The following is an 11,942-nucleotide window of genomic DNA, read 5'->3' on the forward strand; positions in this document are numbered from 1 at the left end:
ACTACACTTTGGCGACATCTGAAATATCTGCCACCCTCCGCTGGTTTATTCCGGCTAACCGGCAAGGCTTGATTTGCATTGTTAAACGCGCTTTGGAGCATTCGCTATGGAACACACGACACCGGCACCCGCTGACAAATACGCCAATCTGGACAAGGAAAAACAGGCCGCCAGCCGGGTTACCGTAATTGGCATGGTGCTGGACGCTGTCTTGGGGCTGTGCAAGATGGTGGTAGGCACCCTGTTCCATTCTCACGCGCTGGTGGTGGATGGCATTCACTCGTTCACGGACGTGGCCTCTGACTTGATGGTACTGGGTGTGATGCGGATATCGCGGCAGGCACCGGATGAAGACCACCCCTATGGCCATCAACGCATTGAGACGTTTGGCACTTTGTTAATGGGCAGCCTGCTAATTGCAGTTGGCGCCGCCCTGGCCTGGGAAAACGTGCAACGGCTATTCACAGGCGACCTAACCTTCACGCCGGGCTGGCCGGTGCTGGTTGTGGCGCTGTTGTCGGTGGCGGGCAAAGAATGGATTTTTCGCTACACCCGTAAGGTGGGCCAGGAGATACGTTCAGATCTGCTCATTGCCAACGCCTGGCATAGCCGTACTGATGCTTTCTCATCAGGTATTGTGGTGCTGTCTACCATTGGCGCCATGCTGGGCTATTTGTGGCTAGATACGCTAGCAGCGGTTGTTGTGGCAGGCATTATCATCCATGTGGGCTGGAGCTTTGGCTGGAGTTCTATGAAAGAACTGGTCGACACAGGCCTTTCTGTTGAAGACACCGAGCGATTGCTTGCCATTGCCAGTGATATCGACGGCGTTCGTGATGTGCACGAACTGCGCAGCAGGCGCATGGGCAACGATATCCTTTTGGATGTGCATTTAGTGGTACGCCCGGACGTCAGCGTATCGGAAGGACACCAAGTGGGTATGCGCGTGGTAGGCGCTATGCGCAAAGAGCTGGACAACATTCGTGACATCAACTTTCACATTGATGCGGAAGACGATGAAAGCTACCACCCAACGTCGGCATTGATGCCCTCTCGCAAAATCATTCAAAAGGCCATACATCAGATCACGCCTGAAGCACCTACTGGCAATCGGATGCGCCTGCACTACCTGAAAAACAAGGTGCATCTGGAGCTGTTTCTGGACGGCAGCGAGGGCGATTTCGATAGCGCCGAGCTACGTACACAGCTAGGCGAGTTCCCCTGGTTTGGTAGCCTGAGGGTGTGGCAGACTGCCGACTGAGCAGCGGCCCGTAAACGCTCTTTAACTTCTTAACGGCTTAGCGGCGACGGTTGGCTTCCATCCGCGACAGGAATTCCTGCATGATCAGGGTGTACAGCTCACCGCCCAGGAACAGATCTTCCACCCCGGCGTCAATGCTGGGGTTGTCGTTCACCTCAATCACCGCTACCCGGTTACCAGACTGCTTGATGTCTACACCGTACAGGCCGTTACCGATCAGACGAGTTGCATTCAGCGCCGCCTGAATCACATTGCGCGGCACCTCGTAGGTGGGCATGGTTTCAAAACCGCCGCTGTTGCTACTGGATTCCGTGTGTTGGTAGATTTGCCAGTGGCCCTTCACCATCAGGTATTTGCAGGCGTAAATGGCACGCCCACCCAATACGCCAATGCGCCAATCGTAGTCTGTGTAAAAATATTCCTGAGCCAGTACCAGCGCCGACTGCTTGAACAGTTCCCTCAAGCCTTCGCGCAGAGATTTCTCATCTTCGGCCTTGTTAACGCCGCGAGAAAAGGCGCCGTCGGGTATTTTGATGACCACCGGAAAGCCCAGCTCATTGATGACCTGCTCTACCGCGTCTTTCTGATCTTTCGACAGAATCAGGGTTTTTGGCGTGGGCACTTTGTTGTTTTTTAACAGGTCGGCCAAGTACACCTTGTTGGTGCAACGCAGAATCGACACCGGATCATCAATGACGACCAGCCCTTCGGCTTCTGCCTTGCGGGCAAAGCGGTAGGTGTGATGGTCAATAGCGGTGGTTTCGCGAATAAACAGACCGTCGTACTCTGGAATACGCATGTAATCGCGACGGGTGATCTGCTCTACGTTAATACCCAGCTTGCGACCGGCTTTTTCAAAGCGTTTGAGGGCTTCTTTGTCACTGGGAGGCATCTCCTCATCTGGGTTCACCAGAATGGCCAGATCAAAACGATAGTTTCGGCGGGCACGGGGCTTACGCCACACCATACCGCTGAAACGATCCAGCGAAGTGGCAAACACATCTTGCTCCTGTTCCTGCAAATCTACCGGCGCAGCCGGCTTCATGGATTCGATTTGCCAGGTTTTACGGCGTTTGAACACCACTTCCAGAATCGGACACGGGAGGCGATCAAACAGCGCACGCGCTACCGGTTTTAATTCCGGCTGGGACGACTCGCCAAAATACGTGCGTATACGCACTTCCTTCGCTGAATGAGAATTCCCCGCTGTAGGCACAATGGCCGCATCCAACCATTGAATCACGCTGGCGTCCAGCTGTTCCAGCTGCAACGAAAACAGGCCTTTGCGACTTAGGTCGTTCAGCGTCATCACCGAAGGCACCACGTTGTGGCCACGGGCTTCTGCAAGCAGAGAACAGTAATAGCCACGGCTGAGGTAGCGGGCACTCTGGCACAGGTTAATCACTCGCACCCGGCTCGAAGCCGGCGCAGAGAATTGCAGGTACTGATCAAACGTCAGTACGTCTGTACTAGGGTAATACGGCGCCCAGTCTTTGGTGCGATCTACCACAATCAACAATCGAGACATATTTGGGCGCTACTTTCAAAAGACGGCATCCAGCGGATGGCATCGGTAAATTTTCGCAACAATACGCGGCAATCCAGTGCGCTACAATCATCATATGATCGGTGCTTTTACGCATACTTACAATGCTTGCGCCGGCGCGGCGCAAGCCCATAATACGCCCATACGGGAAGCGTATGCGCATGCCCTTGTGTACGTCTGTTCAGGCCACCGATTTATGTCTTCAATTGTGCTTCGCCAGGCCGTCAGTGACGATCTTGACGCCCTTTTGGCCTTGGAGCATCGCTGTTTCAGTGAAGACCGGATTTCTCGCCGCAGCTTTCGCCGTTTTCTGGAAATGCCGCGGGACCGGTTACTATTGGCCAGCGACGGCGACACCCTTTTGGGTTATTGCCTGGTATTGATGAGCGCGGCAACTCGTCTAGCGCGCATTTACTCCATTGCCGTTAACCCTGGCTCTCGTGGTAAAGGTATCGGTGAAAAGCTGGTTCAAATGGCTGAGACCGAGGCGGCGGACGCAGGGCGCATCGTAATGCGCCTGGAGGTAAGAGAAGACAACCCCGGCGCCATTGCGCTTTATAAACGTTTGGGCTATCGCCAGTTTGGCAGTTATCGCGATTATTACGAAGATCACGGTAACGCCCTCCGCTTTGAACGCCGAATTCTGTTTTACAAGCCGGGCGCACAATTCCCGCCGGTACCCTATTACCCGCAAACCACCGAATTTACCTGTGGCCCCGCGGCGCTGATTATGGCGATGGCGGCGCTGAACCAACAGCAGTCACTGACGACCCTGGAAGAACTGAAAATCTGGCGTGAGGCCACCACCATTTTTATGCTCTCTGGCCACGGCGGCTGCGGCCCCCACGGCTTGGCGCTGGCGGCTTGGCAAAGAGGCTTTGAGGCCAGCGCGTGGATCAGCAACGAAGGCGCACTGTTTAAAGACACGGTGCGTAACGACGATAAAAAACGGGTGCTGGAGCTGGTACACGAAGGCTTTATGCACGACCTCAGCCAAACCGGCATTGAACTCCATCACGACCCGCTGACCCTGACGGGGCTAGAGCAAGCGCTACTGGACGGGCGCATTCCACTGATTCTGATCAGCACCTGGCAGCTAAACCGCAGCCGAGTACCCCACTGGGTAACCGTGTGCGCCATGGACGACCAGTTTGTGTATCTGCACGATCCAGAGATTGATGTAGAGGAAGGGGAAACCGTGGCCGACAAGCAATACCTGCCCATCGACCGCCGGGTGTTCAGCAAAATTTCCCGTTATGGCAGCAATCAACCGTTGCAAGCCGCGGTGATTGTGGGGCCAAAACGCGCCGTTTAACGAGAGCGTCAGCTAACGCAAGCATCAATCTGCGGCACCGGTTATCCGGTACGCAGCGACGCTTCTTTTAACTCGGAAATATCATCACGCAATCGCGCCGCCGTCTCAAAATCCAGGTCGGCCGCGGCCTTGTACATTTCGTCTTCCAGTCGCGACATTTCCTTGAGCACTGCCTGCGGCGACTTGTTGCCCACCAGAGTGCGGTAATGTTCGGCTTCTTCTGCGGCCTGCTGACCCGGGCGTTTCGATTTGTTGCGGCTACGGCCACCAGCGCTGGCGCCCTCCATAACGTCTGCAATTTTCTTGGTCAGGCCTTGGGGCGTAATGCCGTGTATTTCGTTGTGCTCAGCCTGTTTAGCGCGCCGGCGCGCCGTTTCATCAATCGCCCGCTGCATGGAGCCGGTAATGCGGTCGCCGTACAAAATCGCCTTGCCGTTGATGTTACGGGCGGCGCGGCCAATGGTCTGAATCAGCGAACGCTCGGAACGCAGGAAGCCTTCCTTATCCGCATCCAGAATGGTCACCAACGACACCTCCGGCATATCCAGTCCTTCACGCAGCAGGTTAATGCCCACTAGCACATCAAATTCGCCGCGGCGTAAATCGCGGATTATCTCAACACGCTCGACCGTGTCGATATCCGAGTGCAGATAACGCACTCGGATATCGTGCTCCATCAAAAAATCGGTGAGATCTTCTGACATACGCTTAGTGAGTGTGGTCACCAGCACCCGCTCGTTGACCGCTACCCTGGCGTGAATTTGTGATATCAGATCGTCAACCTGTGTTGACGCTGGCCGTACTTCAATTTCTGGATCAAGCAGGCCAGTCGGCCGAACAACTTGTTCAACAACTTGACCCTGGTGCTCGGCTTCGTAGTTACCGGGGGTGGCCGACACAAAAATCATCTGCGGCGCAATGCGCTCCCACTCTTCAAAGCGCATGGGGCGGTTGTCCAGCGCCGACGGCAAGCGAAAACCGTATTCCACCAGAGTTTCCTTGCGTGAGCGATCGCCTTTATACATGGCGCCGATCTGCGGAATACTGGCGTGGGATTCGTCCACCACCAGTAAAGCGTTCGCAGGCAGGTAGTCAAATAACGTGGGTGGCGGCTCACCGGGGGGCCGGCCCGACAGGTAGCGGGAGTAGTTTTCGATACCGTTGCAGTAACCCAGTTCCTGCATCATCTCCATGTCATAACGGGTGCGTTCTTCCAGACGCTGGGCTTCCACCAAGCGGTTGTTGTCGCGCAACTGCGTCAGGCGCTGGTCCAGCTCCACCCGAATATGCTCGATGGCGTCCAACACGTTTTGCCGCGGCGTTACATAGTGCGACTTCGGATACACCGTCACTCGTGGCACACGGCGTAGCATCTCACCGGTCAGCGGATCGAAAAAGCTCAGATTTTCTACCACGTCGTCAAACAGCTCGATGCGAATGGCTTCTTTTTCCGATTCTGCCGGAAACACGTCGATCACATCGCCGCGCACACGGTAATTCGCCCGATGGAATTCGATATCGTTACGGGTGTACTGCAATTCAGCCAAACGTTTCAAAATAAGGCGTTGATCCAACTGATCACCGCGATCCAGGTGCAGCATCATTTTTTTATACGATTGCGGATCGCCCAGACCGTAAATGGCCGATACCGTCGCCACAATGATTGCATCCGGGCGTTCTAGCAGAGCTTTTGTCGCCGACAGCCGCATCTGCTCGATGTGTTCGTTGATGGAGGCGTCTTTTTCAATAAACGTGTCGGATGAAGGCACGTAGGCTTCTGGCTGGTAATAATCGTAGTAAGACACGAAATACTCGACCGCGTTATTCGGGAAAAATTCGCGGAATTCGCCATACAGCTGGGCTGCCAGAGTCTTGTTGTGAGCCATCACGATGGTGGGCCGCTGAATCTGCTGGATGACATTAGCAATGGTGAAGGTTTTACCGGAACCGGTCACCCCCAGCAGGGTCTGGTGGGCCAGCCCGGATTCGATACCGTCTACCAGGGCTGCTATGGCTTTAGGCTGATCACCGGCCGGAACGTAGGGTGAGTGCACCTGAAAAGCGCCCTCACCCACATTGGGTTGTTCAACGTTTTCAAAGCTGTTGATCATAACCTGAGAAAATCCTCGATGGCTCTGCAAGCCGTGGAAATTGGCACTATCTTACCGAGATACAGTGCGTAGATAGTACAGAGAAATTTAGTGTTGCGCCGGCTTCGTGCTAATATCCCCCTGATCGACGGCTGAAGGAGGTTCAGCCAGCGCAGCTGACTCCGGCCGATCGCAGCCCTTTTCAGATGCAGCTTTAAGGAGCGCAAGTTTGGACCTTCAACTTTCCAGCCGTGTACAGTCAATCAAGCCTTCCCCCACTCTAGCAGTCACTAACAAAGCGGCAGAACTTCGTGCTGCAGGCCAGGACATTATTGGCCTTGGCGCTGGTGAACCAGACTTCGATACGCCAGATCACATCAAGGCGGCTGCGATTGAGGCCATTCACAACGGCCAGACAAAATACACCGCGGTCGACGGCACCCCAGCGTTGAAGAAGGCGATTATTGCCAAATTCAAACGCGACAATGGCCTAGATTACGAAGCCAACCAGATACTGGTATCAAGTGGTGGCAAACAAAGCTTTTTCAACCTTGCCCTGGCCGTTCTGAACGCCGGCGACGAAGCCATTATTCCTGCGCCTTACTGGGTGTCTTACCCGGACATGGTGCTGGTGGCCGAAGGCAAGCCAGTCATTCTGGAAAGCACCGCCGAAACCCGCTTCAAGATCACCCCGCAGCAGCTGGAAGACGCGATCACCGATCGCACCCGTCTGTTTGTGATCAACAGCCCGTCTAACCCCAGCGGCATGGCATACACCCTCGAAGAGCTGCAAGCTTTGGGCCAAGTGCTGAAAAAGTACCCGCAGGTAATGATTGCAACCGACGATATGTACGAACCCATTCTGTGGACGGGTAAGCCTTTTTGCAACATTCTGAACGCCACCCCGGAATTGTACGACCGTACCTTTGTGTTGAACGGCGTGTCTAAAGCTTATGCCATGACCGGCTGGCGTATCGGTTATGCCGCAGGCCCGGCCAAGGTTATTGGCGCGATGAAGAAGATTCAGTCGCAAAGCACTTCTAACCCGGCGTCTATCTCACAGGCAGCTGCGCAAGCGGCACTGGATGGCAGTCAGGACTGTGTGCAGACCATGGTGACGGCATTCCATGAGCGTCACGATTACCTGGTGGAAGCCTTGAACACCTTGCCAGGCGTTGAGTGCCTGAAGGGCGACGGTACTTTCTATGTATTCCCGAGCTTTCAGGGCGCGATTGATGCTGATAGCAGCGTGAGCAACGATGTGGAGTTCGCGGAAAAGCTGTTGAAAGAAGCAGGCGTAGCGCTCGTTCCTGGCTCGGCATTTGGTATGCCAGGGCACATGCGATTGAGTTTTGCCACCAGTCAGAAAATTCTGACGAACGCGATTGAACGGCTGAAGAAAGCTCTGGGATAATTTCCCCAGAGGGGGTTGACGAGGCGAGGCGGCATGACTAGTATACGCGCTTCGTCTTAAAACGATGTTCCCTGATAGCTCAGTTGGTAGAGCAACGGACTGTTAATCCGTTTGTCGCTGGTTCGAGCCCAGCTCGGGGAGCCACTATTTAAAAGCCCGCTAATTCTCTGGATTAGCGGGCTTTTTCGTTCTGGTGTTTGCCGTGGCAGAGCCAGAAAAAACAGCGAACTACAGGCCCGCCACCTCAGCATAGATCGCTTCCAAAGCAGCCAGAGGATCAGCAGCCTGGGTGATGGGGCGGCCGATGACCAGGTAGTCGGAGCCGGCTTTTAGGGCTGCTGCGGGGGTCATGATGCGTTGCTGGTCGCCTTTGTCGGCGCTGGCCGGGCGGATGCCGGGGGTGATTAACTGAAAGGCTGCGCCCTGCTCTGCTTTTAGCTTGGGGGCTTCTTGCGCTGAGCAGACTACGCCGTCCAGGCCGCAGTTTTTGGTCAGGGTGGCCAGGCGCGATACATGCTCTTCGGCAGAGACATTGATGCCGATGCCGCTGAGGTCGCGTTCCGTCATGCTGGTCAGTACGGTGACCGCAATAAGCAGTGGCTTGTCGGCGCCGAAGCGTTCCAGGCGTTCGCGGCAGGCGATCATCATTTTTTCGCCACCGGAGGCGTGCACGTTCACCATCCACACACCCAAGTCCGCCGCAGCGGCAACCGCACCCGCGGCGGTGTTGGGAATGTCATGAAATTTTAAATCCAGAAACACCTCGAAGCCACGCTGCTGAAGCTCGCGAACTAAAGCTGGGCCACTGCTGGTGAACAACTCTTTGCCCACTTTCAGGCGGCATTTTTCTGGATCTAGCTGATCGACCAAGGCTAGTGCGGGTTGATCATAGGGGAAATCGAGGGCAACGATGATGGGGGATGCTTGGGTGCCTTGCACGCTGGGGTTCCTGACGTTAAATGAATGGATGTGATCTATAGGGGATCGCTGGTTTATTCTGCGTCTACGCCCTGAATCGGGCGAACGGTTTCCCATTGACGGCAGCTTGGGCACAGCCAATGCAGCTGCTGGCCGTCAAAACCGCAGTTTACGCAGCGGTAGACAGGGCGGTTGTGCAGTATCAATTCGCCGATACGGCTGACCAGACGGCCTTCATTGGTGGTCATGCTCTTTTCGTATCCGGCCATTTCAACCAGCTGCAATAAGCCGCGTACGCTAGGGCGGACTTCCAATTCGCCACGAAGCAGAGCAATAGCTGCCGGGCGGCCGGAGCGGCGCTCTACCGATTCTACCAGCGCCAGCAACAAGCTGGTGCTGGGGTAGCTTTCATAAAGTTTGCGCAACTTGCGACCGAGCTTGCCGATATCGCCATGTTCGCGTTCCAGCTTCATCAGTTGGTCGATGGCTTCCGGGCCGAAGTCAGGGTTCTGCTCGAACACTTTGATTGCCATGGTGCCGGCTTCACGAAAGCTACCCTGACGGGTCAGCAATTTCATCAGTATCAGAGTGCCACGCACGCAAGAGCGGTCGAATTCCAGCGCTTCTTTGGCCAAGCGCTGAGCGCCCCAGCGGTCATCTTGGCGCAATGCTTGTTCAGATTTTTCGCAGGTCAGATAAGCCAGAATTTTAAACATGGCAGGGTCTGCGTTACCGCGGGTGAGCGTGTGGGCTACCTGAGAAGCTTTATCCCACTCACGCTCGCGTTCGTACAGATCAATCAGCTGGGTTGCGGCACTACGGCCGTATTCCCGATCGCCCATCAGCTGCTGCAACAACGCCTCTGCACGGTCGAGCAAACCGGCATTGAGGTAGTCCAGAGCCAGTTCGAGGGTCACTTGAGGAGAATAACGGGCAGGAAGCTCAGGGCGGTCAAGCAAATTCTGATGAATCAGAATAGCGCGGTCTGTTTCGCCTTTGTTACGGAAATGGCTGCCAATGGATAAATGCAAGCTGACGGTGTCGCGGTTGACCGCCAGTGACTGAACAAAGTTATCAACGGCTTGGTCGGAGTAATTGGTGAACAGAAATTGCAAACGGTCACGCACCGATTCTTCATCGGCTATTACCTCATTGCGGCTGCGCGAACTCCCGAAGCGGCCAACAGCCCAACCAACCGCGACTGCTGTGCTAACCAGCAACCACTGAAACATCATGTCCATTAAACCGTCCGGTCGTTCTGGGCCCGCTCTTTTTCCAGTGTTTGTTCAGTACGTTCAAGCTTTTTCTGCAGGGATCGCCGCGACACCTTGGCCTTTACCGTAGCCAGTGTGGCCATCAGAACGCCCACCACAGCGCCAATCACAAAGGCCAGGATTATCCACATCGCTACGCCATGGGGGCGGGTTTCAAAAACCAGAAAGTTCAGCGGAACGGCCATCTGATTATTCAACGAGAACACCAGTGCCAACAGAACCAGCACTAATACCAACAGAATGATCAGGATTTTCTGTAATCCCGCCATAGCAATAGAACTCCTGAAGGCCATTCAGGCCCGATTGAGAAACGGCACCCAACGCAAAATCAGAAACCCTGTTTCAGGCTCTCGTTAACCTGTTCGCGCAGTTCTTTGCCGGGTTTGAAGTGGGGCACAAATTTTGCCGGTAATTGCACTGCGTCACCGGATTTCGGGTTACGCCCTACCCGCGCGGCACGATGGTGGAGGGAAAAACTACCGAAACCGCGAATTTCGATGCGCTGGCCATCTGCCAGAGATCGGGACATGTGCTCGATGATGGTTTTTACCGCCAGTTCCACATCTTTTACCGACAACTGCGTCTGCTTTGAAGCAATTAACTCAACCAGTTCCGACTTTGTCATGAGGTATTTCCCTCTTGCGTTATTATTCGGTGAATAAAAACTACTTTACCATGCCTCTAGTTTAGCCACACCGAAAAAAAACACAAAAAAAACGGGCTCTTAGAGCCCGTTTTTTAACACAACTCAGAAATTAATCCTTATTGGCGTTCTGCTGCTGCATCTGTTCCTTGATGAGATCACCAATGGTGGTCGCACCGGAGGAGCTTTCTACAGTCTTGGTGCGCACTGTATCCAGGGCCTGCTTGTCGTCTTCAACGTCTTTCGACTTGACGGACAGGTTGATAATGCGGTTTTTGCGATCAATGCTAATGATCTTAGCTTCAACTTCTTCGCCTTCCTTCAGCGCGTTGCGTGCATCTTCAACACGGTCACGGCTGATTTCGGAAGCCTTCAGAATTGCTTCAACTTCATCGCTCAGGGTAATAGTAGCTGCCTTGGCGTCGACGGCAGAAACAACACCTTTAACAATGGAGCCTTTATCATTCAACTGCACGAACTCTGCAAACGGATCGCTTTCCAGCTGCTTGATACCCAGAGAGATACGCTCACGCTCGGGATCTACAGACAGGATAACAGTGTCAACTTCGTCACCCTTCTTGTATTCACGTACGGCTTCTTCGCCAGTCTCGTTCCAGCTGATATCAGACAAGTGAACCAAACCATCTATGCCACCGTCCAGACCGATGAAGATACCGAAGTCAGTGATTGACTTGATCTTACCGGAGATGCGGTCGCCCTTGTTGAAGTTGCCAGAGAAGTCTTCCCATGGGTTGGATACACACTGCTTGATACCCAGGGAAATGCGACGACGCTCTTCATCGATATCCAGAATCATCACACCCACTTCGTCGCCAACCTGGACAACTTTAGAAGGATGGATGTTCTTGTTGGTCCAATCCATTTCAGACACGTGAACCAGACCTTCAACGCCTTCTTCCAGCTCAGCAAAGCAGCCGTAATCGGTCAGGTTGGTAACGCGTGCTGTGACCTTGCTACCTTCTGGGTAGCGAGCCTTGATTTCAACCCAGGGATCTTCACCCAGTTGCTTCAGACCCAGTGATACGCGGTTGCGCTCACGGTCAAATTTCAGAACCTTGACGTTGATTTCGTCGCCAACGTTCACGATTTCGCTTGGATGCTTGATGCGCTTCCAGGCCATATCGGTGATGTGCAGCAGGCCGTCAACACCGCCCAGATCTACGAACGCGCCGTAGTCGGTCAGGTTCTTGACGATACCCTTAATTGTCAGACCTTCGGTCAGGGTTTCCAGCAGAGCTTCGCGCTCGGCGCTGTTTTCAGCTTCCAGAACGGCACGACGTGAAACAACCACGTTGTTACGCTTCTGGTCGAGCTTGATAACCTTGAATTCCAGTTCTTTATTTTCGAGGTGCGCGGTATCGCGAACCGGACGAACGTCTACCAGGGAGCCCGGCAGGAACGCACGAATACCAGCCAGATCAACGGTGAAACCACCCTTAACCTTGCCGTTAATAATACCT

At 54.3% G+C, this 11,942-nt stretch carries 10 protein-coding genes and 1 tRNA gene; 4 read left to right on the forward strand and 7 right to left on the reverse strand.

Annotated elements, in window-relative coordinates:
- Window positions 1-106: 106 nt before the first annotated feature.
- Window positions 107-1,261 (forward strand): cation diffusion facilitator family transporter, encoded by a 1,155-nt coding sequence (locus MELB17_RS22485; RefSeq protein ID WP_007352657.1) that lies wholly within the window; start codon window positions 107-109, stop codon window positions 1,259-1,261.
- A gap of 37 nt (window positions 1,262-1,298) precedes the next feature.
- Here the strand turns inward: MELB17_RS22485 and MELB17_RS22490 are convergent, their stop codons facing one another.
- Window positions 1,299-2,789: a RimK family protein gene (locus MELB17_RS22490; RefSeq protein ID WP_007352658.1), complete on the reverse strand. Its 1,491-nt coding sequence runs from the start codon at window positions 2,787-2,789 to the stop codon at window positions 1,299-1,301.
- Between the two features lie 214 nt (window positions 2,790-3,003).
- Here MELB17_RS22490 and rimI point away from each other — a divergent pair, with 214 nt between their 5' ends.
- On the forward strand, window positions 3,004-4,122 hold the full coding sequence (rimI, locus tag MELB17_RS22495; protein ID WP_007352659.1) for a ribosomal protein S18-alanine N-acetyltransferase: 1,119 nt from the start codon (window positions 3,004-3,006) through the stop codon (window positions 4,120-4,122).
- Between the two features lie 41 nt (window positions 4,123-4,163).
- On the opposite strand, the gene uvrB is transcribed toward rimI, so the two are convergent.
- Window positions 4,164-6,233, reverse strand: a complete 2,070-nt coding sequence (gene uvrB, locus MELB17_RS22500) for an excinuclease ABC subunit UvrB (protein ID WP_007352660.1) — start codon at window positions 6,231-6,233, stop codon at window positions 4,164-4,166.
- A gap of 208 nt (window positions 6,234-6,441) precedes the next feature.
- Between uvrB and MELB17_RS22505 the strand changes: the two genes are divergently transcribed.
- Entirely contained in the window at window positions 6,442-7,626 is a 1,185-nt protein-coding gene (locus tag MELB17_RS22505; protein WP_007352661.1) for a pyridoxal phosphate-dependent aminotransferase, read from the forward strand.
- Between the two features lie 68 nt (window positions 7,627-7,694).
- Window positions 7,695-7,770: transfer RNA gene (locus MELB17_RS22510), tRNA-Asn, on the forward strand.
- A gap of 84 nt (window positions 7,771-7,854) precedes the next feature.
- On the opposite strand, the gene pyrF is transcribed toward MELB17_RS22510, so the two are convergent.
- The 5 genes from pyrF to rpsA form a co-directional block, all read right to left on the reverse strand.
- Window positions 7,855-8,565 carry an orotidine-5'-phosphate decarboxylase gene (gene pyrF, locus MELB17_RS22515; RefSeq protein WP_007352662.1) on the reverse strand — a complete coding sequence of 237 codons (711 nt, stop codon included), beginning with the start codon at window positions 8,563-8,565 and terminating at the stop codon, window positions 7,855-7,857.
- 53 nt (window positions 8,566-8,618) lie between these two features.
- Window positions 8,619-9,785, reverse strand: coding sequence for a lipopolysaccharide assembly protein LapB (gene lapB / locus MELB17_RS22520; RefSeq protein ID WP_007352663.1), 1,167 nt, complete (start codon window positions 9,783-9,785; stop codon window positions 8,619-8,621).
- Window positions 9,785-10,087, reverse strand: a complete 303-nt coding sequence (locus MELB17_RS22525) for a LapA family protein (protein WP_007352664.1) — start codon at window positions 10,085-10,087, stop codon at window positions 9,785-9,787. Before MELB17_RS22525 ends, lapB begins: the two co-directional genes overlap by 1 nt.
- Window positions 10,088-10,146: 59 nt before the next feature.
- Window positions 10,147-10,443 (reverse strand): integration host factor subunit beta, encoded by a 297-nt coding sequence (locus MELB17_RS22530; protein ID WP_007352665.1) that lies wholly within the window; start codon window positions 10,441-10,443, stop codon window positions 10,147-10,149.
- A gap of 130 nt (window positions 10,444-10,573) precedes the next feature.
- Window positions 10,574-11,942 (reverse strand): 30S ribosomal protein S1 (gene rpsA, locus MELB17_RS22535; RefSeq protein WP_007352666.1); only part of this gene is annotated, 1,369 nt, incomplete at its 5' end.

The organism is Marinobacter sp. ELB17 (genome assembly GCF_000169375.1).
In the GTDB taxonomy this organism is placed as follows: domain Bacteria; phylum Pseudomonadota; class Gammaproteobacteria; order Pseudomonadales; family Oleiphilaceae; genus Marinobacter.